Below are 23,967 nucleotides of genomic sequence, written 5' to 3'. Positions count from 1 at the left end.
CGATCCTGGTAATTGACAGCGGCCTGAGCCGCACGTTCGGTGGCGTGCAGAGGTAGAATCTCCAGTTTAGACCCAATTGAGAGAAGGTCATGGCCCACCCCTACAGTGCGCGCAGCCGCGCCATCGAACCCTTCCACGTCATGGCGCTGCTGGCCCGGGCCAACGAGCTGCAGGCGGCCGGGCACGACGTGATCCACCTGGAAATCGGCGAGCCGGACTTCACCACGGCCACGCCCATCGTTGCCGCCGGCCAGGCAGCATTGGCCGCCGGGCACACCCGCTACACCGCCGCACGCGGCCTGCCGGCACTGCGCGAAGCCATTGCCGGGTTCTATGGCCAGCGTTACGGCCTGAGTGTCGACCCTGAACGCATCCTCATCACCCCGGGTGGCTCCGGTGCGCTGCTGCTGGCCAGCAGCTTGCTGGTAGACCCAGGCAAGCACTGGCTGCTGGCCGACCCAGGCTACCCGTGCAACCGCCACTTCCTGCGCCTGGTCGAGGGCGGGGCGCAGCTGGTGCCGGTGGGCCCGGACGTGAATTACCAGCTGACTGCCGACCTTGTCGACCGCTACTGGGACAAGGACACGGTCGGAGCCCTGGTCGCCTCGCCGGCCAACCCGACCGGTACCGTGCTGGGGCGTGACGACCTGGCCAGCCTGTCCCGCGCCACCCGTGAACGGCACGGCCATCTGGTGGTGGACGAGATCTATCACGGGCTGACCTATGGCATGGACGCGCCCAGCGTGCTGGAAGTGGACGACTCGGCATTCGTCCTGAATAGTTTTTCCAAGTATTTCGGCATGACCGGTTGGCGCCTCGGCTGGCTGGTGGCGCCTCCTGGCGCGGTGGCCGACCTGGAGAAGCTGGCACAAAACCTGTACATCAGTGCGCCAAGCATGGCCCAACATGCCGCGCTGGCGTGTTTCCAGCCCGAAACCCTGGCCATTTTCGAGGAGCGCCGCGCCGAGTTCGCCCGCCGCCGCGATTACCTGTTGCCTGCCTTGCGCGAACTGGGCTTCCGCATTGCCGTCGAGCCGCAGGGGGCGTTTTACCTGTATGCCGATATCAGTGCCTTTGGCGGTGACGCGTTCGCCTTCTGCCGGCACTTCCTGGAGACCGAGCACCTGGCCTTCACCCCGGGCCTGGACTTCGGCCGTCACCTGGCCGGCCACCATGTGCGCTTTGCCTACACCCAGAGCCTGCCGCGCCTGGAAGAGGCGGTGCAGCGGATTGCTCGCGGCCTGCGGAGCTGGCAAGGCTGATGCAGTTCCATCCCCCACTCGAACAGGGCCGCCTGCTGCGCCGCTACAAACGCTTTCTGGCGGATATCGAACTGCCCGGCGGCGAACAACTCACCATCCACTGCCCCAACACCGGCTCCATGCTCAACTGCATGCGTGAAGGCGGGCAGGTGTGGTTCAGCCGCTCCAACGACCCCAAGCGCAAGCTCCCGGGTACTTGGGAAATCAGCGAAACCCCGCAGGGGCGGCTGGCCTGTGTGAATACCGGGCGGGCCAATGCGCTGGTCGAAGAGGCCCTGCGTGCCGGCATCATCGCCGAACTGGCCGGTTTCAGTGCGCTAAGGCGTGAGGTAGCCTACGGCGAGGAAGGCAGCCGCATCGACTTTCGCCTGGAGTTCGACGGTGCCCCGGCCTATGTCGAGGTCAAGAGCGTGACCCTGGGCTACCCAGCCAGCACGGTCGCGGCCTTTCCTGATGCGGTGACCCAGCGCGGCGCCAAGCACCTGCGAGAGCTGGCGAAGTTGGCCAGGCAAGGCGTGCGGGCTGTGCAGCTGTATTGTGTGAACCTGACCGGTATCGACGCGGTGCGCCCGGCCGAGGAAATCGATGCGGCTTATGCCCAGGCCCTGCGCGCGGCAGTTTCAGATGGAGTGGAGGTGCTGGCCTACGGCGCACGCCTGGACTCCGAAGGCATTGTCATCGACCGCCGCCTGCCGGTGCTGCTTACCCCTTGAGCCAGATGCCCTGGCTGTCCTCGTGGCAGCCCAGGGCCTGCAGTTGCTCGCCCTCGCACGGCCCGGCCACGCATTCTCCACTTTCGATCAGAAACAGCGCGCCATGATGGGCGCAGTGAATCAGGCTGGCGCTGTCATCGAGAAACGCATCTTCCACCCAGTTCAGCGGGATACCGCGGTGCGGGCAACGGTTGCGGTAGAGGTACACCTGGCCCTGGCGGCGCACGCCGAACAGTTCGATGCCGTCTACGCTGAAGGCTCGGCTATGGCCTTCGGCCAGGCCGTGGGAGGTACAAAGGAAGTGCATGGCAAGGACGACTCGTGGAACAAGTGATGGCTTGACGCTTCAATGCGAATAATTATCAAATTGTCCATATTCGCTGCGCCCGGCTGCCTATGGTGCGCAGTTCCGTCGCTCGCCACAAGGCGCGCGGCTCGCCTGCAGAAGGAACCCGATGATGCGCCGTCCTGTCGCCTTGCTCGCTCTGTGCGCGAGCGTTGTGCTGTCCACCCAGGCCCTGGCGGCCGAGCTGCCGCAGCGTTGGGTCAGCGCTGGTGGCGCACTGAGCGAATGGATCAGCGCTCTTGGCGGTGAAGCGCGCTTGGTGGGTGTGGACACCACCAGCCAGCACCCGCAATCGCTGAAGTCACTGCCTAGCGTCGGCTACCAGCGGCAGTTGTCTGCGGAAGGCATTCTCAGCCTGCGCCCAGATGTGCTGGTGGGCACCGAAGAAATGGGGCCGCCACCGGTACTGGCGCAAATCCGCAAGGCTGGCGTGCGGGTCGAACTGTTCTCCAGCAAAGCCGAGGTGGCGGCGGTGGATGAAAACCTCAAGCATCTGGGGCAATTGCTGGGCGCAGAAGAGCAGGCCGCGGTCTTGGCGTCGGGTTACCACCAGCAGCTCGATGCCTTGCAGGCCAGGGTCAGGCAGGCCCAGGCCGGGCAGAAGGCGCCAGGAGTGTTGCTGCTGGTCGGGCATGCGGGTGCCAAGCCGCTGATCGCCGGGCAGGGTACCGCCGGCGACTGGCTGCTGAGCCAGGCGGGCGGGCGCAACTTGGCAGAACATCAGGGCTACAAGAATTTCTCCAGCGAAGCACTGGCTGCGCTGGACCCGGATGTGATCGTGTTTTCCGACCGGGCGCTGGCCGATGACGAAGCCTTGAAGGCGTTGCTGAAAGAAAACCCCGCGCTGGCGACCTCGCGCGCCGTGCGAGAGAAACGCCTGGTATCGCTTGACCCGACACTGTTGGTCGGCGGGCTCGGGCCACGCCTGCCGGCAACACTTCAGTTGCTTGCGGCTACCTTCTATCCGGCCGCCAAGATCAGCCTCTCCCAATGAAACAACGCGTCCAGCCACGCACACTGTTCGTTTGCCTGAGCCTGTTGTGCCTGTTGGCGGTGTGGTTGTCTTTGGCCCTGGGGCCGGTCAGCCTGCCGCTGTTCGATACCCTGCGTGCCGGCTTGCGCCTGCTGGGGTTGCCCATTGCCGCTGACGGCCTGCAGCAGGCCGAGATGATCCTCGGCCAGATCCGCCTGCCGCGCACCTTGCTGGGGTTGGCGGTGGGCGCGGTGCTGGCGCTGTCTGGTGTGGCCATGCAGGGGCTGTTCCGTAACCCGCTGGCCGACCCCGGGCTGGTAGGGGTTGCCGCCGGAGCAGCGGTGGGCGCGGCGGTGGCCATCGTTGGCGGCAGTTGGCTGGGCGGCATGCCGGATGTGCTTGCCCCTTACCTGTTGTCGGTGTGCGCTTTCATCGGCGGGCTGGGCGTGACTGCGCTGGTTTATCGTCTGGGGCGACGCGACGGCCAGACCAACGTCGCCACGATGCTGCTGGCCGGTGTGGCCATGACCGCGCTGGGCGGTGCTGCCGTGGGGCTGTTCTCCTACCTGGCCGACGACGCCACGCTGCGCACGCTGACCTTCTGGAACCTGGGCAGCCTCAATGGTGCTAGTTACCAGCGGCTGTGGCCTTTGCTGCTGGTGGCTGCGGGCGTGGCAGTGTGGCTGCCACGTCGGGCCAAGGCGTTGAATGCCATGCTGCTTGGTGAATCGGAGGCGCGTCACCTGGGCATTGACGTGGAGCGGCTCAAGCGCGAGCTGGTGTTCTGCACGGCGCTCGGCGTGGGTGCGGCGGTGGCGTCAGCAGGGCTGATCGGTTTCATCGGCCTGGTGGTGCCGCACCTGGTGCGCCTGCTGGCCGGGCCTGATCACCGTGTGGTGCTGCCAGCTTCCTTGTTGGCTGGCGGTGTGCTGATGCTGTTCGCCGATTTGGCGGCGCGGCTGCTGCTGGCGCCTGCCGAGCTGCCGATCGGCATCGTCACGGCCTTTATCGGCGCACCGTTCTTCCTGTTCCTGCTGATACGAGGGCGCAGTTGATGTTGCAAGCCGAGGGGCTGTACTTGCGGCGGGGCAGCAACGAAGTGCTGCATGACATTCATCTGCAGCTGAGCCAGGGGCAGGTGGTGGGCGTGCTCGGCCCCAACGGTGCCGGCAAGAGCAGCCTGCTAGGAGTACTGTGTGGTGAGCTGGCGCCCGATCACGGGCGGGTGACGCTACAGGGCAGGCCACTGGCGGACTGGGCAGGGCAGGAGCGGGCCAGGCGCCTGGCGGTGTTGCCGCAGGTGTCCAGCCTGGGGTTCTCGTTCCGGGTCGAGGAAGTGGTGGGCATGGGGCGCATGCCCCATGGCACCGGGCAGCGGCGCGATGCTGAAATCGTCGAAGCGGCCTTGCGGGCAGCGGATGCCTGGCACCTGGTGGAGCGCAGTTACCTGGCGTTGTCTGGCGGCGAGCGGCAAAGAGTGCACCTGGCTCGGGTGCTGGCGCAGCTGTGGCCGGGCGAGGCGGGTACAACCCTGCTGCTGGACGAGCCAACCTCGATGCTCGACCCGTTGCACCAGCACACCACCCTCGAAGCCGTGCGCCGCTTTGCCGACCGTGGCGCCGCGGTGCTGGTGATCCTGCATGACCTGAACCTGGCGGCGCGCTACTGTGATCGTATCCTGCTGCTGGAGCAGGGGCGCTGCCATGCCTTTGCCGCACCGTCAGCAGTGCTGACGCCGGCGGCGTTGAAGGCGGTATACGGGATCGACGTACTGGTACAGGCGCACCCGGAGCGTGGGCATCCGCTGATCATCACTCGCTAACGCTGGCGCGATCTTTGTAGGAGCGGCCTTGTGTCGCGAAAGGGCTGCAGAGCAGCCCCGGCAATTTGTGCATCACTGCTGAAAATCTGGGGCCGCTTTGCGGCCCTATCGCGACACAAGGCCGCTCCTACAAGGGCTCGTGCAGACCATGAATGGAGATACTGCCCATGCGACATCCGCTGCTGTCCGCTTTCTTGCTGTGCCTGGTGCTGGTACTGGGTGGCTGCCAGGCCAGCCTGCCACCGCCGCCCGCCTGGCAGAGCAGTGAGGGGCGCAGCCATGCCGAGCTGGGGCATATCGTCGATCTTGCCAAAGGCCAACTGATCAGCCCTGAGCAACTGGTGCAGCGCCTGTCTGCCGCCCCCCGGGTGCTTGTCGGCGAGAAACACGACAACCCTGACCATCACGCACTGCAGCTGTGGCTGCTGCGCGCCCTGCAAGACCAACGTGTGCAGGGCAGCCTGCTGCTGGAAATGCTGCAGCCTGAGCAACAACCGCTGCTGGACAAGCTCGCGGGGCAACCATTACCGGCAGACCTGCCCAGGGCCATGGCTTGGCAGGACGGCTGGGATTGGCAGCTGTACGGGCCAATCGTGACCGAGGCTTTGCAGCAGCGGGTGCCTGTGCTGGCCGCCAACCTCTCGCCCGGCGAGATGCGCCAGGCCTATCGTCAGCCGGCTTTGTTACCGGGCGAACGCTCCAATGCGCCGACGGTCAAGGCCGCCTTGCTGGAGCATGTGCGTGCCGGGCATTGCGGGATGCTGCCAGAAAGCCAGTTGCCGGCGATGCTGGCCGTGCAGCAGCAGCGCGACCGGCGCATGGCCGAGCGCTTGCTGGCGGCGCCGCAGCCAGCACTGCTGCTGGCCGGGGCCTATCACGTGCGCAAGGACCTGGGTGTACCGTTGCACTTGGCTGACCTGCAAGCGCAGGGGGAGAGCAAGGTGCTACTGCTAGCTGAGGTTGGTGAGCAGGTCGAGGCAGGCGAGGCTGATTTTGTGTGGTACACGGCAGCGATGCCGGAGCAGGACTATTGCGCGCAACTGCGGTGACGGGGCTGTAAAAGGCAAAAAAAGACCCGGCAAATTGCCGGGTCAATAACCGTGATTAGCCTGATGAGGAGATAATCTGAGAGTCCGAACCAGGGGCTCTTAGCTTATCCAACCAGTCTCGCGACCAGTTGTGATAATCATAACTATTCTCATTTCGGCGTCAATCCCTTTCCCGAGATTATTTCTGATTTTTTTGCGCAGGGTTTTTCGCATCCAGTTGTTGGTTGAGCGCTTCTTTGCGCTCCAGCGGCAAATCGTTCCAGTGCATGTCCAGCAGGGCGCCTTCAATGGCATACAACAGCACCTTCGATGCGCGGAACCCTCGTGTCTTCACGGCCTGGTACGCACCCACCGCGCCCAGGCGACGCAGATCCGATGCACTGTGGATGCCGGCTGCATGCAGCCACTGCGCAGAGGTCTTGCCAAGGTTCTTCAGATGCTGCAATTCATCGTTCATCGAGCCTCCTTGCGATGGCTGAACGGGGATTGGGGGATAAATCGCGAGCAGGTCAGAGAGGAGTGTAGCGGGGGATAGGAAATGCGCGGCCTTTTGCCATAGGGGGCGACGAGATGTCCTGTGCCGGCCTATTCGCGGGTTCATCCGCGAAGTGGCCGGTCCAGGAAAACGCTGAACTTACAGCCCAGGCAAGCGCTGGCGAATCTGCTCGATCACTTGGTCCATGCTCCCGGCGCTCTGGGTATCGACGCGGGTGCTCTGCACCAGCTCTTGTGCACTCAGCGGCTCACGGCTGGCCTGCTGGGTCTTGACCACTTCCAGGGTGGCATCCGACGGGTCGGTGTTTTCTGCCCGGCGCTGTTCCAGCCAGCTGGCGATGACCGCTTCTGGCGCATGGCAGTCGAGGATCAGGAACGGCACGCCCGTCTGGCTGGCGATGTCCGCCGCGGCCTGGCGCTGATCACGTTTGAGGTAGGTGGCATCCAGCACCACCGGGAAGCCGGCCCGCAGTACGGTCGCTGCCACCTCGTGCAGGCGCTGGTAGGTCGCGACACTGGCGTCCTGATCATAGATGCCGGTACTCAGCTGGCCAGCCTCAGCCTGCTGCTGTTCACCGAACAGGCGCTTGCGCTCCACATCCGAACGCACGCGGACGGCGCCAAGGGCTTCGACCATGCGCATGGCCACGTGGCTTTTGCCCACAGCCGAAACACCGTGGGTAATGGCCAGCAGGCGCGACGGGATGGCGCTGTAGCTTTCTGCCAGGTTGGCATAGTTGCGGTAGGTGCGAAGAGTGGTGGCGCGCTGCACGCCATCGGCATCGGCTGGCATGCTGAACAGTGCAACCTTGGCCCGCACCAGCGCGCGGTAGGCTTTGTAGAAGTTGAGCAGTTCCAGGCCTTCGTAGTCGCCGGTCAGTTCCAGGTACTGGCTGATGAAGCGGCGGGCCAGGCATTTCAGGCCGCGGTCTTCCAGGTCCATGGCCAGGAAGCCCGTATCGGCGTACACATCGGTCAGGCGGAACGGTTCGTTGAACTCGATGCAGTCGAAGATCACCACCTTGCCGTCGATCAGGGTGGCGTTGCCCAGGTGGATGTCACCGTGGCACTCACGGATGAAACCATTGGCCTTGCGCTTTTCCAGCAGGCCATGCAGGCGCTCGAAGCTGCTGCGTGCCCAGGCCTGCAGGGCGTCGAGTTGCTGCAGGTCGGCCTTGTCGCTGAGGAACGGGCGAATCTGCTCGAAGTTCTGCTCCACAGGTGCCATCACGCTGTCCGGCGTGCCCAGTGGGTGCTCCACCGGCACGCGTGGGGCCTGCAGGTGGAACTCGGCGATCTGCCGGGCCATCTGGTCGATGTGCGCGGCGTTCAGTTCACCATTGGCCTGCAGGGTGTTGAGCATCTGCCCCTGGGGGAACTGACGCATCTTCAGCACGTACTCGATGGCTTCGCCTTCACCGCCGATCTGCGGCGCATCGACGCTACCGGTTATCGGCAACACTTCAAGGTACAGGCCGTCGGTCAGGCGCTGGTTCAGGCGCAATTCTTCGTTACAGAAATGCCGGCGCTGGTCCAGGCCAGTGAAGTCGAGGAAGCCGAAGTTCATCGGCTTCTTGATCTTGTAGGCATACTCGCCGGTGAGCAGGACCCAGGAGATATGCGTCTCGATGAGCTGGAACCCATCCACGGGGTGAGGGTACAGGGCTGGGTTCTGCAACGCAGTGATAAGGGCTTGGCTCACGGGAAATCCTTCCGGGGGCAGGGAATTCGAATGCGCCATTATGGTCAATGGTGCCGTCCCTGCCTACCGCCGGGGGCGTCTGCCCAGCCTTTATAAAGTGCGTATAATCCGCCGCCATGACCCGAACTCGAAATCCCCGTACCCCTCAGAAACGCCCGACCGGCCGCTCCCGCGCCTGGCTGGGCTGGGCTTTGAAGCTCAGCCTGGTCGGCCTGGTGATAGTCGCCGGCTTCGCGGTTTACCTCGATGCCGTTGTCCAGGAAAAGTTTTCCGGCAAGCGCTGGACCATCCCGGCCAAGGTGTATGCCCGGCCGCTGGAGCTGTTCACCGGCCAGAAACTGAGCAAGAACGACTTCCTCACAGAGCTGGACGCGCTCGGCTACCGGCGTGAAAGCGCGGCCAACGGGCCGGGAGCGGCGGCAGTCAACGGCAACACCGTCGAGCTCAATACTCGTGGTTTCCAGTTCTACGAGGGCATGGAGCCGGCGCAATTCGTGCGTGTGCGCTTCTCCGGCGATTACGTGGCAGGCCTTTCCGGCGCCAACGGCAAGACGCTCGACGTAGTGCGCCTGGAGCCGCTGATGATCGGCGGCATCTACCCGAAAAACCTCGAAGACCGCATCCTGATCAAGATCGACCAGGTACCGCCGTACCTGCTCGAAACCCTGGTGGCGACGGAAGACCGCGATTTCTACAGCCACTTCGGGGTGTCGCCCAAGTCCATCGCCCGAGCCATGTGGGTCAATACCTCGGCAGGTTCCATGCGCCAGGGTGGCAGCACCCTGACCCAGCAGTTGGTGAAGAACTTCTACCTCACCAGCGAGCGCAGCCTCAGCCGCAAGCTGACCGAGGCGATGATGGCCGTATTGCTGGAGCTGCACTACGACAAGCGCGAGATCCTCGAGGCCTACCTCAACGAGGTGTTCGTCGGCCAGGATGGTCAGCGTGCGGTGCACGGCTTCGGCCTCGCCAGCCAGTTCTTCTTCAGCCAACCGCTGTCTGAGCTGAAGTTGCACCAGATCGCTTTGCTGGTGGGCATGGTCAAGGGGCCGTCCTACTACAACCCGCGTCGCTATCCGGACCGCGCCCTGGCCCGCCGCAACCTGGTGCTCGACCTGGTGGCCGAGCAGGGCGTGGCCAGCCAGGCAGAAGTCGATGCAGCGAAGAAGATGCCGCTGGGCGTGACCAAGCGCGGCAGCCTGGCAGACAGCTCGTTCCCGGCCTTCCTCGACCTGGTCAAGCGTCAGCTGCGCCAGGACTACCGCGATGAAGACTTGACCGAAGAAGGCCTGCGCATCTTCACCAGCTTCGACCCGATCCTGCAGATGAAGGCCGAAACCTCGATGAGCGAGACCTTCAAGCGCCTCGCGGGGCGCAAGGGGGCGGACGAGGTTGAGTCGGCGATGGTCGTGACCAATCCGGAAACCGGTGAGGTGCAGGCGCTGATCGGCAGCCGGCAGGCCGGCTTCGCCGGCTTCAACCGCGCCATTGATGCCGTGCGGCCGATCGGTTCGCTGGTCAAGCCGGCGGTGTACCTGACCGCGCTGGAACAACCGACCAAGTACACCTTGACCAGTTGGGTGCAGGACGAGCCGTTCTCGGTCAAAGGTGCCGACGGCCAGGTCTGGCGCCCGCAGAACTACGATCGTCGCCCGCATGGCACCATCTACCTGTACCAGGGGCTGGCCAACTCCTACAACCTGTCGACTGCCAAGATCGGCCTGGAAGTGGGTGTGCCCAACGTGATCAAGACCATTGGCCGGCTGGGAGTGAACGTTGACTGGCCAGCCTTCCCGGCCATGCTGCTGGGTGCCGGCGGCATGTCGCCAATGCAGGTTGCGACGATGTACCAGACCATCGCCAACGGCGGCTTCAATACCCCGATGCGCGGTATCCGCAGCGTGCTCACCGCCGAGGGCGAGCCGCTAAAACGCTACCCGTTCCAGATCCAGCAAACCTTCGACCCGGGGGCTATCTACCTGGTGCAGAACGCCATGCAGCGGGTGATGCGCGAAGGCACCGGCCGCTCGGTGTACAACACTTTGCCGCGCAATCTCACCCTGGCGGGCAAGACCGGTACCAGTAACGATTCGCGCGACAGCTGGTTCTCCGGGTTCAGTCAGGACCTGCTGGCCGTGGTATGGATGGGTCGTGACGACAACGGCAAGACGCCATTTACTGGTGCCACCGGCGCCCTGCAGGTGTGGACCAGCTTCATGAAGAAGGCCGACCCGCTGCCGCTGGACATGCCGCAACCGGACAACGTGGTGCAGGCCTGGATTGACCCGTACAGCGGCCATGGGTCTGATGGCAGCTGTCCGGGAGCGGTGCAGATGCCGTATATTCGCGGGAGTGAACCGCCCGCCGGCGCGACCTGTGGCGGCGAGCAGGATCCAGTTGAATCGGTCATGGACTGGGTCAAGGGCTGGATGAATTAAGAACAGGCTGCATTGATGAGGTGTGACGTGAACAAGTGGCTGTTTCCTGCCGTGACGGCGCTGGCTGTGCTCCAGGGGTGCGCCAGCGTCCCGCGCGGCAATATTCCGGTGGTCGACTCGAGCACCCGGGTGTCCAACAGCGAACGCGTGACGGCCAATCGCTCTGCGGGTGGCTATAACGCAGGTACCGCGCAGGCTCAAACGCTGCCTGAAGACTCCGGCGTGACCGTGATGATCCCACAGGGCGCTGGCGCTTCGGGCATCCAGACGTTCCCGGCGGCCAATGGCGCGGCGCCAATCAGCACCTCGCCGATTACCCCGGGGCCGATCACCCCAGGCCCAATTACCACTGGTCCGGTCACTTCGGCACCAATGACCACCAATCCAAACCCGATCGCCGACGAACCCTTCGACATCGCGGCGATGAACAGCGCCCCGCAAAGCACCAGCGCGCCAACCGGTATTCCGCGTAGCGGTGCTGCTACCGGTGGCCTGTCGGCCGACGAGCAGCTGGACGGCCCGGTGCTGGCGCTGCTGACCACCGCGAAGACCCAGCAGGGCAGCGGTGACTTCAACGGTGCCGCATCGAGCCTGGAGCGTGCTCAGCGCATTGCCCCGCGCGAGCCACAGGTACTGTACCGTCTGGCCCAGGTACGCCTGTCGCAAGGTGATGCACCGCAGGCCGAGCAGTTGGCGCGTCGTGCTTTGACTTACGCCAACGGCCGCCCGAGCCTGCAGGCCGAGCTGTGGAACACCATCGCCCAGGCCCGCGAGAAGCAGGGTGACAGCGCTGGTGCCGCACTGGCCCGGCAAAAGGCACGGGTCAATTCGTGATGATCGAGCAGCGCATTCTGGATGTTGCCGACCACCTGCTGCTGATCGAACGAGAGCTGCAGGTGCAAGGCTGGTGGGATGACGAGCCGCCAAGCGATGAGGCACTGGCCAGCACGGTGCCTTTCGCAGTCGATACCCTCAGTTTCGAGCAGTGGCTCCAATGGATCTTCCTGCCGCGGATGAAGATCATCATCGAGCTGGGCCACCCGCTGCCTAGTGCGTCCGGCATCCTGGTAATGGCTGAAACGGTATTTACCGACCGGCCAGAGCAAAGTCGTGAGCTACGCCGCCTGTTGGCAGCATTTGACCAATTGATTGCTCCTTCCGCCTGATTTCTTCAGTTTTTCCTTCAAGGGCCGCAGATTGTGGCCCTTTTTTGTGGAAATCTTATTTATTCTGCTGCTGAAGCGATTTTTAGTGGTGGCAGGGATTCATCTTGGGGAAAAATTGGCAATAATTTTTCTTGACTTGTTGGCGCCGAATCAGAAGAATCCAATCTCCGCTGTAGAGGGACTGCCAGAAGCAGACCCGCTAAGCAGATCATGAGGCGCACACCCGCGCCGACCTGTTACACCCCGCAACGCGTTACCTCGCGCTGGGTGGGAAAACCCCGCAACACTCTGGGGCGCTCCCAATACTTGCTCAGTCAGTGCTGACGTTCGCTCATGCTCTGCTTGGCAGTAAACCTATTAAGACCCGTCCAGTGAGGGCGGTATTCTGGCGTTTTAGAGGTGAACAACGTGGAGCTTTTATCTGGCGCTGAGATGGTCGTCCGCTTCTTGCGTGACGAAGGCGTTAAGCACATCTACGGGTACCCTGGTGGTGCTCTCCTGCATGTTTACGACGCGCTGTTCAAGGAACCGGAAGTCGAGCACATCCTGGTTCGTCATGAGCAGGCAGCTACCCATATGGCGGACGGCTACGCCCGCGCCACCGGCAAGGCCGGCGTGGTGCTGGTAACCTCCGGCCCGGGCGCGACCAATGCCATTACCGGTATTGCCACCGCCTACATGGATTCGATTCCGATGGTCATCCTGTCCGGCCAGGTGCCTAGCACCATGGTGGGTACCGATGCCTTCCAGGAAACCGACATGATCGGTATTTCGCGGCCGATCGTGAAGCACAGCTTCATGATCAAACATGCCAGCGAAATCCCCGAAGTTCTGAAAAAAGCTTTCTACCTGGCGCAATCCGGTCGCCCAGGTCCGGTCGTGGTCGACATTCCAAAAGATATGACCAACCCGGCCGAGAAGTTCGAATACGTCTATCCGAAAAAGGTCAAGCTGCGCTCCTATAGCCCAGCGGTACGCGGCCACTCCGGCCAGATCCGCAAGGCTGCAGAGATGCTGCTGGCGGCCAAGCGCCCGATCGTCTACTCCGGTGGCGGCGTGATCCTCGGTGGTGGCTCCGAAGCCCTGACCGAAATCGCCAAGTCGCTGAACCTGCCGGTCACCAATACCCTGATGGGGCTGGGTGGCTTCCCGGGTACCGACCGCCAGTTCCTCGGCATGCTCGGCATGCACGGCAGCTTCACTGCCAACATGGCCATGCATCATGCCGACGTCATCTTCGCCGTCGGTGCCCGTTTCGACGACCGCGTGGTCAACGGCCCGGCCAAGTTCTGCCCGAATGCCAAGATCATCCATATCGACATCGACCCGGCGTCGATCTCCAAGATGATCAAGGCCGACGTGCCGATCGTCGGCCCGGTCGACAGCGTGCTCAGCGAAATGCTCGGCATCCTCAAGGAAATCGGCGAGCAGCCTGACAAGGCGGCGCTGGATGCCTGGTGGAAGCAGATCGACGAATGGCGTGGCAATGGCGAGCTGTTCCCTTACGACAAGGGTGACGGCAATGTCATCAAGCCGCAGAAAGTCATCGAGACCCTGTGCGAAGTGACCAATGGCGATGCCTTCGTAACCTCCGACGTGGGTCAGCACCAGATGTTCGCGGCGCAGTACTACCGCTTCAACAAGCCGAACCGCTGGATCAACTCCGGTGGCCTGGGCACCATGGGCTTCGGTTTCCCGGCGGCGATGGGCGTCAAGCTCAACTTCCCGGACCAGGACGTGGCCTGCGTGACCGGCGAAGGCAGCATCCAGATGAATATCCAGGAGCTGTCCACCTGCATGCAGTACGGCCTGCCGGTGAAGATCGTCAACCTGAACAACGGTGTGTTGGGCATGGTCCGTCAGTGGCAGGACATGGCCTACAACGGTCGTCACTCGCACTCGTACGTCGAGTCGCTGCCTGACTTCATCAAGCTGGCCGAGGCCTATGGCCATGTGGGTATCCGCATCACCAGCCTGAAGGACCTCAAGCCGAAGCTGGAAGAAGCGTTTGCGATGAAGGACCGCCTGGTGTTCATCGACATCGCGGTTGACCGCAGTGAGCACGTCTATCCGATGCAGATCAAGGATGGCTCGATGCGTGACATGTGGCTGAGCAAGACGGAGCGTACCTGATATGCGGCACATCATCTCCCTGCTGCTGGAAAACGAACCAGGTGCGTTGTCCCGCGTGGTCGGCCTGTTCTCCCAGCGTAACTACAACATTGAAAGCCTGACCGTGGCGCCGACCGAAGACCCGACCCTGTCGCGTCTGACGCTGACCACCGTTGGCCATGACGAAGTGATCGAACAGATCACCAAGAACCTGAACAAGCTGGTCGAAGTGGTCAAGCTCGTCGACCTGTCGGAAAGCGCTCACATCGAGCGTGAACTGATGCTGGTCAAGGTCAAGGCCACCGGTGCCCAGCGCGCCGAGATCAAGCGCACCACGGATATCTTCCGTGGCCAGATCGTCGATGTGACTGCCAGCGTGTACACCGTGCAGCTGAGCGGCACCAGCGACAAACTGGACAGCTTCATCCAGGCGATCGGCACTGCATCGATTCTCGAAACCGTGCGCAGCGGCGTTACCGGCATTGCCCGTGGCGACAAAGTGCTCAGCATCTGAATTCAAATTAGCGATGGCTCCGCAGGGGCCGAGATATAACCAGGGGTATTTCATGAAAGTTTTCTACGATAAAGACTGCGACCTTTCCATCATTCAGGGTAAGAAAGTCGCCATCATCGGTTACGGTTCCCAGGGCCACGCTCAGGCGTGCAACCTGAAGGACTCCGGTGTGGATGTCACCATCGGTCTGCGTAAAGGTTCGGCCACCGTTGCCAAGGCAGAAGCCCACGGCCTGAAAGTGACCGACGTTGCCTCTGCCGTCGCTGCTGCCGACCTGGTCATGATCCTGACCCCGGACGAGTTCCAGGGCCAACTGTACAAGCAGGAAATCGAGCCGAACATCAAGAAGGGCGCTACCCTGGCCTTCTCCCACGGCTTCTCGATCCACTACAACCAGGTTGTCCCACGTGCCGACCTCGACGTGATCATGATCGCGCCGAAGGCCCCGGGCCACACCGTTCGCTCCGAGTTCGTCAAGGGCGGCGGTATCCCTGACCTGATCGCTATCTACCAGGACGCCTCGGGCAACGCCAAGAATGTCGCCCTGTCGTACGCTTCGGGCGTAGGCGGCGGCCGTACCGGCATCATCGAAACCACCTTCAAGGACGAGACCGAAACCGACCTGTTCGGTGAGCAGGCTGTTCTGTGTGGCGGTACTGTCGAGCTGGTCAAGGCCGGTTTCGAAACCTTGGTTGAAGCTGGCTACGCGCCGGAAATGGCCTACTTCGAGTGCCTGCACGAGCTGAAGCTGATCGTTGACCTCATGTACGAAGGCGGCATCGCCAACATGAACTACTCGATCTCCAACAACGCCGAGTACGGTGAGTACGTAACCGGTCCGGAAGTCATCAACGAAGAATCCCGCAAGGCCATGCGCAATGCCCTGAAGCGCATCCAGGACGGCGAGTACGCGAAGATGTTCATCTCCGAAGGTGCTACCAACTACCCATCGATGACCGCCAAGCGCCGCAACAACGCCGCTCACGGCATCGAAATCATCGGCGAGCAGCTGCGCTCGATGATGCCGTGGATCTCGGCTAACAAAATCGTCGACAAGACCAAGAACTAAGTCTTATCGAAAGATGAAAAACGCGGCTTCGGCCGCGTTTTTTCGTTCTGACAGTCAGCTTCTGGTATAAAGCAGACCAGTGGCCTGCCGTCAGAACCTGTTTTGCAGGTCCGTGTCGAACATTTTCCATCCTGTTGCAAGGTACCCTCCATGAGCGAACGTCCCGAAGAGCCGAACAAGCCCTCCGACGCCGAAAGCCTGCTACCTGTCGATGAGCACGTTGAAGAAGGGCATGACGCCGAAGGGCGCAAGGTACGCCATCGTGGCATCTACCTGCTGCCCAACCTGTTTACCACCGCCAACCTGTTTGCCGGTTTCTATTCCATCATCAGCTCGATGAGCGCGCAGAGCGCCCTGAGTGCCGGTGACCCGCGCGAGGCGAGCAAGTACTTTGCCTTCGCTGCGATCGCCATCTTCGTGGCCATGGTGCTCGACGGCCTGGATGGCCGTGTCGCGCGCATGACCAACACACAGAGCGCCTTTGGTGCCGAGTACGACTCACTGTCGGACATGGTTGCCTTTGGTGTCGCTCCGGCCTTGCTGGCCTTTGGCTGGGCGCTGGGCGACATGGGCAAGGTTGGCTGGATGGTTGCCTTCATCTATGTGGCCGGTGCAGCACTGCGCCTGGCACGCTTCAATACCCAGGTCGGCACCGCCGACAAGCGCTACTTCATCGGCCTTGCCAGTCCTGCTGCTGCGGGTGTGGTCGCGGGTACCGTGTGGGCGTTCAGCGACTACGGCATCCAGGGCTCCAAGCTGTCGTTCCTGGTGGCGCTGCTGGTGGCTGCTGCCGGCATGCTGATGGTCAGCAACATCAAGTACAACAGCTTCAAGGAGCTGGACCTGAAGGGGCGTGTGCCGTTCGTGGCTATCCTGGCCGTGGTGCTGGTGTTTGCCGTGGTGTTCAGCGACCCGCCGCGTATCCTGCTGCTGATCTTCCTCGCCTATGCGGCTTCGGGCCCGATTCAGTTCCTGCTGAAGTCACGCCGTCGCAAAGCGTGACAATCATTTAATGCTGGAATAACCCGCCGGCTCCATAGTCTTACTGGTACATCCGTTATCCAGTGCTGTGGAGCCGCTCATGCTCATCAAGCTTCCCAGGTCTTCCGAGTGCAAGGCGTCGGAGATCACCCCCGAAGGCATCTATCTCTCCCGTCGTACCCTGCTGGGTGGCTCGTTGGCTGGCCTGGCCCTGGGCGCTTTGCCGAGCATGGCGCGCGCAGCTGAAGCCAGCCGATACGCCGATGTCGAGGCGGGCAGGGCGCCTGGCTGGTTCAATGAAAAGCTCGCAGCTACCCGATGGCAGGCAGTAACGGTCAAGGGTGAGGCAATCACGCCGTTCAAGGATGCCACCCACTACAACAACTTCTACGAGTTCGGGCCTGACAAGGGCGACCCGGCGGCCAATGGCGACAGCCTGAAGACCGAACCGTGGAGCGTTGTGGTCGATGGCGAAGTGGGTAAGCCCGGCCGCTATGCGCTGGAGGACTTCGTCAAACCGTACCAGCTCGAGGAGCGCATCTACCGGCTGCGGTGCGTGGAGGCGTGGTCGATGGTCATTCCGTGGCTGGGCTTCCCGTTGGCGCAGGTGCTCAAGCAGGTCGAGCCGACATCCAAGGCACGTTATGTGCGCTTCGAAACCCTGAAAGACCCGGAGCACATGCCGGGGCAGCGTTCGGGTTTTGCCTTGATCGACTGGCCTTATAGAGAAGGCTTGCGCCTGGATGAGGCAATGCATCCTTTAGCGATCCTGGCGGTCGGGATGTATGGCCGGGAGCTGCCCAACCAGAATGGCGCGCCGTTGCGGCTGGTGGTGCCGTGGAAGTATGGCTTCAAGAGCATCAAGTCGATCGTGCGTATCAGCCTGGTGGCGGAGCAGCCGGGCACCACCTGGGAAGGGCTGGCGCCGGATGAATATGGGTTCTATGCCAATGTGAACCCGACGGTCGACCACCCCCGTTGGAGCCAGGCGCGTGAACGGCGGCTGCCCAGCGGGCTGTTCAGTCCCAATGTGCGGGAAACCCAGATGTTCAATGGCTATGCCGATGAAGTGGCGTCGCTGTATACCGGGCTTGATCTGCGGAAGAACTATTGATGCGTTACCCCTGGTTTCGTCTGGCCATTTTCATCGTGGGATGCCTGTTCCCAGTCTGGTGGTTGTATGAGGCGGCGATGAATGTGCTAGGGCCTGATCCCGGAAAGATCATGATGGACCGGCTTGGGCTCGGGGCGCTGACCTTCCTGCTGGTTACCTTGGGCATGACGCCGCTGCAGAAGCTGACGGGATGGTCGGGCTGGATCGTGGTGCGCCGGCAGTTGGGGTTGTGGGTGTTTGCCTATATCGTGCTGCACGTCCTGGCTTACCTGTTCTTCATCCTTGGGTTGGACTGGGGGCAGTTGGCGGTGGAGTTGCGCAAGCGGCCATACATAATTGTGGGTGCGCTTGGGTTTCTTGGATTGCTGGCCCTGGCGGTTACCTCGAATCGGTATAGCCAGCGGCGGTTGGGAGCGAGGTGGAAGAAGCTGCACCGGTTGGTGTATGTGATACTTGGGTTGGGTTTGCTGCATTTTCTGTGGATCGTGCGCTCGGATCTGCGGGAGTGGGCGATTTATGCGGTTATTGGGGCTGTGTTGATGGTGTTGCGGGTTCCTGCTGTTGCGCGGGTGCTGCCCAGGATTGGCCGGAGATAGGGGAGGGGCAAGGGCCTGTCTTGAGATGGCATTGCCTTTGAAATGTGCCTGCCTTGAGTTTTCTGGCGCCTGTGAGATCGAGCGCCGCCCGCGCGGCGCTCGATCTCACAGGCGCAGAAGGTGTTGTGGCGAGCACCTGGTAGCCTTGATAAGGTCTTCGCCTGGAACATTTCAAATAAATGAAATTAACCCTTGACCGCCTTCTGAATCCCCTTATAATGCGCCCCACTTCCAGCGACGCCGGAACGACAAACTCCTTGATTTTCAAAGAGTTAGATAGTTGAAGCGAAGTTGAAAGGGCTACGATCAAATGATCGGCAGCGGTTGAGATGATGGTTGACAGCGCTTCTAAACGCTGTATGATTCGCCTCCCGCTGCGAGAGATCGCGGTAAGTCAAGTGTTTGAAGCTAAACGAGTTTCTCGCAAAAAACTTCAAAATAAACGCTTGACAGCAAATGAGGAAAGCGTAGAATGCGCGCCTCGGTTGAGACGAAAGGCTCTTAACCAAACGCTCTTTAACAAATCGAATCAAGCAATTCGTGTGGGTGCTTGTGAGTACGGACTGATAGTCACAAAGATTATCAGCATCACAAGTGGCCATGCGAGAAATCACATAGTCATTTGAGATTGCTGAGCCAAGTTTAGGGTTTCTTAAAAACCCAAGCAGTATTGAACTGAAGAGTTTGATCATGGCTCAGATTGAACGCTGGCGGCAGGCCTAACACATGCAAGTCGAGCGGATGACGGGAGCTTGCTCCTTGATTCAGCGGCGGACGGGTGAGTAATGCCTAGGAATCTGCCTGGTAGTGGGGGACAACGTTTCGAAAGGAACGCTAATACCGCATACGTCCTACGGGAGAAAGCAGGGGACCTTCGGGCCTTGCGCTATCAGATGAGCCTAGGTCGGATTAGCTAGTTGGTGAGGTAATGGCTCACCAAGGCGACGATCCGTAACTGGTCTGAGAGGATGATCAGTCACACTGGAACTGAGACACGGTCCAGACTCCTACGGGAGGCAGCAGTGGGGAATATTGGACAATGGGCGAAAGCCTGATCCAGCCATGCCGCGTGTGTGAAGAAGGTCTTCGGATTGTAAAGCACTTTAAGTTGGGAGGAAGGGCAGTAAGTTAATACCTTGCTGTTTTGACGTTACCGACAGAATAAGCACCGGCTAACTCTGTGCCAGCAGCCGCGGTAATACAGAGGGTGCAAGCGTTAATCGGAATTACTGGGCGTAAAGCGCGCGTAGGTGGTTCGTTAAGTTGGATGTGAAAGCCCCGGGCTCAACCTGGGAACTGCATCCAAAACTGGCGAGCTAGAGTACGGTAGAGGGTGGTGGAATTTCCTGTGTAGCGGTGAAATGCGTAGATATAGGAAGGAACACCAGTGGCGAAGGCGACCACCTGGACTGATACTGACACTGAGGTGCGAAAGCGTGGGGAGCAAACAGGATTAGATACCCTGGTAGTCCACGCCGTAAACGATGTCAACTAGCCGTTGGAATCCTTGAGATTTTAGTGGCGCAGCTAACGCATTAAGTTGACCGCCTGGGGAGTACGGCCGCAAGGTTAAAACTCAAATGAATTGACGGGGGCCCGCACAAGCGGTGGAGCATGTGGTTTAATTCGAAGCAACGCGAAGAACCTTACCAGGCCTTGACATGCAGAGAACTTTCCAGAGATGGATTGGTGCCTTCGGGAACTCTGACACAGGTGCTGCATGGCTGTCGTCAGCTCGTGTCGTGAGATGTTGGGTTAAGTCCCGTAACGAGCGCAACCCTTGTCCTTAGTTACCAGCACGTTATGGTGGGCACTCTAAGGAGACTGCCGGTGACAAACCGGAGGAAGGTGGGGATGACGTCAAGTCATCATGGCCCTTACGGCCTGGGCTACACACGTGCTACAATGGTCGGTACAGAGGGTTGCCAAGCCGCGAGGTGGAGCTAATCTCACAAAACCGATCGTAGTCCGGATCGCAGTCTGCAACTCGACTGCGTGAAGTCGGAATCGCTAGTAATCGCGAATCAGAATGTCGCGGTGAATACGTTCCCGGGCCTTGTACACACCGCCCGTCACACCATGGGAGTGGGTTGCACCAGAAGTAGCTAGTCTAACCTTCGGGAGGACGGTTACCACGGTGTGATTCATGACTGGGGTGAAGTCGTAACAAGGTAGCCGTAGGGGAACCTGCGGCTGGATCACCTCCTTAATCGACGACATCAGCCTGCTGATGAGCTCCCACACGAATTGCTTGATTCATTGTAAAAGACGATGCTGTAACGCGACCCTGTTATAGGTCTGTAGCTCAGTTGGTTAGAGCGCACCCCTGATAAGGGTGAGGTCGGCAGTTCAAATCTGCCCAGACCTACCATTACATGGTTCAGCCGTAGAATACGGGGCCATAGCTCAGCTGGGAGAGCGCCTGCCTTGCACGCAGGAGGTCAGCGGTTCGATCCCGCTTGGCTCCACCACTTTCGCCGTACGCAGTAGCTTGTCAGAACTTAGAAATGAACATTCAGTTCGAATGTTGATTTCTGACTTTTGTCAGATCGTTCTTTAAAAATTCGGATATGTGATAGATATAGACTGATGACCAGTTTCACTGCTGGTTAATCAGGCTAAGGTAAAATTTGTGAGTTCTGCTCGAAAGAGCAACATGCGAATTTTCGGCGAATGTCGTCTTCACAGTATAACCAGATTGCTTGGGGTTATATGGTCAAGTGAAGAAGCGCATACGGTGGATGCCTTGGCAGTCAGAGGCGATGAAAGACGTGGTAGCCTGCGATAAGCTTTGGGGAGTCGGCAAACAGACTGTGATCCAGAGATCTCTGAATGGGGGAACCCACTCAGCATAAGCTGAGTATCTTGTACTGAATACATAGGTGCAAGAGGCGAACCAGGGGAACTGAAACATCTAAGTACCCTGAGGAAAAGAAATCAACCGAGATTCCCTTAGTAGTGGCGAGCGAACGGGGACCAGCCCTTAAGTTGATTTGAGATTAGTGGAACGCTCTGGAAAGTGCGGCCATAGTGGGTGATAGCCCCGTACACGAAAATCTCTTGTCAATGAAATCGAGTAGGACGGAGCACGAGAAACTTTGTCTGAATATGGGGGGACCATCCTCCAAGGCTAAATACTACTGACTGACCGATAGTGAACCAGTACCGTGAGGGAAAGGCGAAAAGAACCCCGGAGAGGGGAGTGAAATAGAACCTGAAACCGTATGCGTACAAGCAGTGGGAGCCTACTTTGTTAGGTGACTGCGTACCTTTTGTATAATGGGTCAGCGACTTATATTCAGTGGCGAGCTTAACCGAATAGGGGAGGCGTAGCGAAAGCGAGTCTTAATAGGGCGTTTAGTCGCTGGGTATAGACCCGAAACCGGGCGATCTATCCATGGGCAGGTTGAAGGTTAGGTAACACTGACTGGAGGACCGAACCGACTACCGTTGAAAAGTTAGCGGATGACCTGTGGATCGGAGTGAAAGGCTAATCAAGCTCGGAGATAGCTGGTTCTCCTCGAAAGCTATTTAGGTAGCGCCTCATGTATCACTCCAGGGGGTAGAGCACTGTTTCGGCTAGGGGGTCATCCCGACTTACCAAACCGATGCAAACTCCGAATACCTGGAAGTGCCGAGCATGGGAGACACACGGCGGGTGCTAACGTCCGTCGTGAAAAGGGAAACAACCCAGACCGTCAGCTAAGGTCCCAAAGTCATGGTTAAGTGGGAAACGATGTGGGAAGGCTTAGACAGCTAGGAGGTTGGCTTAGAAGCAGCCACCCTTTAAAGAAAGCGTAATAGCTCACTAGTCGAGTCGGCCTGCGCGGAAGATGTAACGGGGCTCAAACCATGCACCGAAGCTACGGGTGTCATCTTTGATGACGCGGTAGAGGAGCGTTCTGTAAGCCTGTGAAGGTGAGTTGAGAAGCTTGCTGGAGGTATCAGAAGTGCGAATGCTGACATGAGTAACGACAATGCGAGTGAAAAACTCGCACGCCGAAAGACCAAGGTTTCCTGCGCAACGTTAATCGACGCAGGGTTAGTCGGTCCCTAAGGCGAGGCTGAAAAGCGTAGTCGATGGAAAACAGGTTAATATTCCTGTACTTCCAGTTATTGCGATGGAGGGACGGAGAAGGTTAGGCCAGCCTGGCGTTGGTTGTCCAGGTTTAAGGTGGTAGGCTGAAATCTTAGGCAAATCCGGGATTTCAAGGCCGAGAGCTGATGACGAGTTGCCTCTAGGCGACGAAGTGGTTGATACCATGCTTCCAAGAAAAGCTCCTAAGCTTCAGATAACTGGGAACCGTACCCCAAACCGACACAGGTGGTTAGGTAGAGAATACCAAGGCGCTTGAGAGAACTCGGGTGAAGGAACTAGGCAAAATGGCACCGTAACTTCGGGAGAAGGTGCGCCGGCGAGGGTGAAGGACTTGCTCCGTAAGCCCATGCCGGTCGAAGATACCAGGCCGCTGCGACTGTTTATTAAAAACACAGCACTCTGCAAACACGAAAGTGGACGTATAGGGTGTGACGCCTGCCCGGTGCCGGAAGGTTAATTGATGGGGTTAGCGCAAGCGAAGCTCTTGATCGAAGCCCCGGTAAACGGCGGCCGTAACTATAACGGTCCTAAGGTAGCGAAATTCCTTGTCGGGTAAGTTCCGACCTGCACGAATGGCGTAACGATGGCGGCGCTGTCTCCACCCGAGACTCAGTGAAATTGAAATCGCTGTGAAGATGCAGTGTATCCGCGGCTAGACGGAAAGACCCCGTGAACCTTTACTATAGCTTTGCACTGGACTTTGAATTTGCTTGTGTAGGATAGGTGGGAGGCTTTGAAGTGGGGACGCCAGTTCTCATGGAGCCATCCTTGAAATACCACCCTGGCAACTTTGAGGTTCTAACTCAGGTCCGTTATCCGGATCGAGGACAGTGTATGGTGGGTAGTTTGACTGGGGCGGTCTCCTCCCAAAGAGTAACGGAGGAGTACGAAGGTGCGCTCAGACCGGTCGGAAATCGGTCGTAGAGTATAAAGGCAAAAGCGCGCTTGACTGTGAGACAAACACGTCGAGCAGGTACGAAAGTAGGTCTTAGTGATCCGGTGGTTCTGTATGGAAGGGCCATCGCTCAACGGATAAAAGGTACTCCGGGGATAACAGGCTGATACCGCCCAAGAGTTCATATCGACGGCGGTGTTTGGCACCTCGATGTCGGCTCATCACATCCTGGGGCTGAAGCCGGTCCCAAGGGTATGGCTGTTCGCCATTTAAAGTGGTACGCGAGCTGGGTTTAGAACGTCGTGAGACAGTTCGGTCCCTATCTGCCGTGGACGTTTGAGATTTGAGAGGGGCTGCTCCTAGTACGAGAGGACCGGAGTGGACGAACCTCTGGTGTTCCGGTTGTCACGCCAGTGGCATTGCCGGGTAGCTATGTTCGGAAGAGATAACCGCTGAAAGCATCTAAGCGGGAAACTTGCCTCAAGATGAGATCTCACTGGGATCTTGAATCCCCTAAAGGGCCGTCGAAGACTACGACGTTGATAGGTTGGGTGTGTAAGCGCTGTGAGGCGTTGAGCTAACCAATACTAATTGCCCGTGAGGCTTGACCATATAACACCC

18 protein-coding genes, 2 tRNA genes and 2 rRNA genes are annotated in these 23,967 nt (G+C 60.0%); 19 read left to right on the top strand and 3 right to left on the bottom strand.

The features are described from left to right. Window positions 1-89 precede the first annotated feature (89 nt). Entirely contained in the window at window positions 90-1,262 is a 1,173-nt protein-coding gene (locus tag GEV38_RS23545) for a pyridoxal phosphate-dependent aminotransferase (protein ID WP_015271843.1), read from the top strand. After that, entirely contained in the window at window positions 1,262-1,975 is a 714-nt protein-coding gene (sfsA, locus tag GEV38_RS23540; protein ID WP_013974266.1) for a DNA/RNA nuclease SfsA, read from the top strand. The genes GEV38_RS23545 and sfsA overlap by 1 nt, the downstream gene beginning before the upstream one ends. Here the strand turns inward: sfsA and GEV38_RS23535 are convergent. After that, window positions 1,965-2,282, bottom strand: coding sequence for a Rieske (2Fe-2S) protein (locus GEV38_RS23535; protein ID WP_015271842.1), 318 nt, complete (start codon window positions 2,280-2,282; stop codon window positions 1,965-1,967). The two genes, sfsA and GEV38_RS23535, sit on opposite strands and share 11 nt — an antisense overlap. Window positions 2,283-2,430: 148 nt before the next feature. Between GEV38_RS23535 and GEV38_RS23530 the strand changes: the two genes are divergently transcribed. The 4 genes from GEV38_RS23530 to GEV38_RS23515 all read left to right on the top strand — a co-directional run bounded on the left by GEV38_RS23530 (window position 2,431) and on the right by GEV38_RS23515 (window position 6,165). Then, complete coding sequence (locus GEV38_RS23530; protein ID WP_043935916.1) at window positions 2,431-3,315, top strand: hemin ABC transporter substrate-binding protein; 885 nt, start codon at window positions 2,431-2,433, stop codon at window positions 3,313-3,315. 50 nt (window positions 3,316-3,365) lie between these two features. Continuing rightward, window positions 3,366-4,349: an iron ABC transporter permease gene (locus GEV38_RS23525; RefSeq protein WP_162491233.1), complete on the top strand. Its 984-nt coding sequence runs from the start codon at window positions 3,366-3,368 to the stop codon at window positions 4,347-4,349. Further along, the gene (locus tag GEV38_RS23520; RefSeq protein ID WP_015271839.1) at window positions 4,349-5,116 is read left to right on the top strand and encodes a heme ABC transporter ATP-binding protein; all 768 of its coding nucleotides are present in this window, start codon (window positions 4,349-4,351) and stop codon (window positions 5,114-5,116) included. The genes GEV38_RS23525 and GEV38_RS23520 overlap by 1 nt, the downstream gene beginning before the upstream one ends. A gap of 167 nt (window positions 5,117-5,283) precedes the next feature. Beyond that, window positions 5,284-6,165 (top strand): ChaN family lipoprotein, encoded by an 882-nt coding sequence (locus GEV38_RS23515; protein WP_054573648.1) that lies wholly within the window; start codon window positions 5,284-5,286, stop codon window positions 6,163-6,165. Between the two features lie 178 nt (window positions 6,166-6,343). Here the strand turns inward: GEV38_RS23515 and GEV38_RS23510 are convergent, their stop codons facing one another. Both GEV38_RS23510 and GEV38_RS23505 read right to left on the bottom strand, forming a co-directional pair. Further along, window positions 6,344-6,622 carry a TfoX/Sxy family protein gene (locus GEV38_RS23510; RefSeq protein WP_054573649.1) on the bottom strand — a complete coding sequence of 93 codons (279 nt, stop codon included), beginning with the start codon at window positions 6,620-6,622 and terminating at the stop codon, window positions 6,344-6,346. A 177-nt stretch (window positions 6,623-6,799) separates the two neighbouring features. After that, entirely contained in the window at window positions 6,800-8,362 is a 1,563-nt protein-coding gene (locus GEV38_RS23505; RefSeq protein WP_054573650.1) for a bifunctional aminoglycoside phosphotransferase/ATP-binding protein, read from the bottom strand. A 116-nt stretch (window positions 8,363-8,478) separates the two neighbouring features. Between GEV38_RS23505 and mrcB the strand changes: the two genes are divergently transcribed. The 13 genes from mrcB to GEV38_RS23440 all read left to right on the top strand — a co-directional run bounded on the left by mrcB (window position 8,479) and on the right by GEV38_RS23440 (window position 23,958). Continuing rightward, complete coding sequence (gene mrcB, locus GEV38_RS23500) at window positions 8,479-10,800, top strand: penicillin-binding protein 1B (RefSeq protein ID WP_023661650.1); 2,322 nt, start codon at window positions 8,479-8,481, stop codon at window positions 10,798-10,800. A 15-nt stretch (window positions 10,801-10,815) separates the two neighbouring features. Beyond that, window positions 10,816-11,634, top strand: coding sequence for a tetratricopeptide repeat protein (locus GEV38_RS23495; RefSeq protein WP_039615235.1), 819 nt, complete (start codon window positions 10,816-10,818; stop codon window positions 11,632-11,634). Next, window positions 11,634-11,966, top strand: coding sequence for a YqcC family protein (locus GEV38_RS23490; RefSeq protein WP_015271835.1), 333 nt, complete (start codon window positions 11,634-11,636; stop codon window positions 11,964-11,966). The genes GEV38_RS23495 and GEV38_RS23490 overlap by 1 nt, the downstream gene beginning before the upstream one ends. A gap of 408 nt (window positions 11,967-12,374) precedes the next feature. Then, a complete protein-coding gene (locus GEV38_RS23485) occupies window positions 12,375-14,099 on the top strand; it encodes an acetolactate synthase 3 large subunit (protein ID WP_015271834.1) in 1,725 nt (574 codons plus the stop codon). A gap of 1 nt (window position 14,100) precedes the next feature. Beyond that, window positions 14,101-14,592 carry an acetolactate synthase small subunit gene (ilvN, locus tag GEV38_RS23480; RefSeq protein ID WP_003250040.1) on the top strand — a complete coding sequence of 164 codons (492 nt, stop codon included), beginning with the start codon at window positions 14,101-14,103 and terminating at the stop codon, window positions 14,590-14,592. 52 nt (window positions 14,593-14,644) lie between these two features. Continuing rightward, on the top strand, window positions 14,645-15,661 hold the full coding sequence (ilvC, locus tag GEV38_RS23475; protein ID WP_013974255.1) for a ketol-acid reductoisomerase: 1,017 nt from the start codon (window positions 14,645-14,647) through the stop codon (window positions 15,659-15,661). 150 nt (window positions 15,662-15,811) lie between these two features. Then, on the top strand, window positions 15,812-16,663 hold the full coding sequence (gene pssA / locus GEV38_RS23470) for a CDP-diacylglycerol--serine O-phosphatidyltransferase (protein WP_009685387.1): 852 nt from the start codon (window positions 15,812-15,814) through the stop codon (window positions 16,661-16,663). A 79-nt stretch (window positions 16,664-16,742) separates the two neighbouring features. Then, on the top strand, window positions 16,743-17,756 hold the full coding sequence (msrP, locus tag GEV38_RS23465; RefSeq protein ID WP_015271833.1) for a protein-methionine-sulfoxide reductase catalytic subunit MsrP: 1,014 nt from the start codon (window positions 16,743-16,745) through the stop codon (window positions 17,754-17,756). Continuing rightward, the gene (msrQ, locus tag GEV38_RS23460) at window positions 17,756-18,352 is read left to right on the top strand and encodes a protein-methionine-sulfoxide reductase heme-binding subunit MsrQ (protein ID WP_015271832.1); all 597 of its coding nucleotides are present in this window, start codon (window positions 17,756-17,758) and stop codon (window positions 18,350-18,352) included. The genes msrP and msrQ overlap by 1 nt, the downstream gene beginning before the upstream one ends. 672 nt (window positions 18,353-19,024) lie before the next feature. Continuing rightward, a 16S ribosomal RNA gene (locus GEV38_RS23455) occupies window positions 19,025-20,561 on the top strand. 85 nt (window positions 20,562-20,646) lie between these two features. Then, window positions 20,647-20,723 (top strand) — tRNA-Ile (locus tag GEV38_RS23450). A 24-nt stretch (window positions 20,724-20,747) separates the two neighbouring features. Continuing rightward, window positions 20,748-20,823, top strand: a tRNA-Ala gene (locus tag GEV38_RS23445). A gap of 243 nt (window positions 20,824-21,066) precedes the next feature. Beyond that, window positions 21,067-23,958, top strand: a 23S ribosomal RNA gene (locus GEV38_RS23440). The 16S and 23S rRNA genes sit together here with 2 tRNA genes alongside, the layout of an rRNA operon. The last annotated feature ends 9 nt before the right edge of the window (window positions 23,959-23,967 follow it).

The sequence above is a fragment of the Pseudomonas sp. 13159349 genome (assembly GCF_013305685.1).
GTDB classification, from domain to species: Bacteria; Pseudomonadota; Gammaproteobacteria; order Pseudomonadales; family Pseudomonadaceae; genus Aquipseudomonas; species Aquipseudomonas asiatica.
Note: the sequence above shows the minus strand (reverse complement) of the source record. Positions and strands in the feature narration are given on the sequence as shown.

Coding starts and splice junctions, on each gene's coding strand:
- mrcB (WP_023661650.1), top strand. CDS start 8,479: ATGACCCGAACTCGAAATCCCCGTACCCCTCAGAAACGCCCGACCGGC.
- GEV38_RS23510 (WP_054573649.1), bottom strand. CDS start 6,622: ATGAACGATGAATTGCAGCATCTGAAGAACCTTGGCAAGACCTCTGCG.
- msrQ (WP_015271832.1), top strand. CDS start 17,756: ATGCGTTACCCCTGGTTTCGTCTGGCCATTTTCATCGTGGGATGCCTG.
- sfsA (WP_013974266.1), top strand. CDS start 1,262: ATGCAGTTCCATCCCCCACTCGAACAGGGCCGCCTGCTGCGCCGCTAC.
- GEV38_RS23515 (WP_054573648.1), top strand. CDS start 5,284: ATGCGACATCCGCTGCTGTCCGCTTTCTTGCTGTGCCTGGTGCTGGTA.
- GEV38_RS23530 (WP_043935916.1), top strand. CDS start 2,431: ATGATGCGCCGTCCTGTCGCCTTGCTCGCTCTGTGCGCGAGCGTTGTG.
- GEV38_RS23535 (WP_015271842.1), bottom strand. CDS start 2,282: ATGCACTTCCTTTGTACCTCCCACGGCCTGGCCGAAGGCCATAGCCGA.
- GEV38_RS23545 (WP_015271843.1), top strand. CDS start 90: ATGGCCCACCCCTACAGTGCGCGCAGCCGCGCCATCGAACCCTTCCAC.
- ilvN (WP_003250040.1), top strand. CDS start 14,101: ATGCGGCACATCATCTCCCTGCTGCTGGAAAACGAACCAGGTGCGTTG.
- GEV38_RS23520 (WP_015271839.1), top strand. CDS start 4,349: ATGTTGCAAGCCGAGGGGCTGTACTTGCGGCGGGGCAGCAACGAAGTG.
- msrP (WP_015271833.1), top strand. CDS start 16,743: ATGCTCATCAAGCTTCCCAGGTCTTCCGAGTGCAAGGCGTCGGAGATC.
- pssA (WP_009685387.1), top strand. CDS start 15,812: ATGAGCGAACGTCCCGAAGAGCCGAACAAGCCCTCCGACGCCGAAAGC.
- GEV38_RS23495 (WP_039615235.1), top strand. CDS start 10,816: ATGAGGTGTGACGTGAACAAGTGGCTGTTTCCTGCCGTGACGGCGCTG.
- ilvC (WP_013974255.1), top strand. CDS start 14,645: ATGAAAGTTTTCTACGATAAAGACTGCGACCTTTCCATCATTCAGGGT.
- GEV38_RS23490 (WP_015271835.1), top strand. CDS start 11,634: ATGATCGAGCAGCGCATTCTGGATGTTGCCGACCACCTGCTGCTGATC.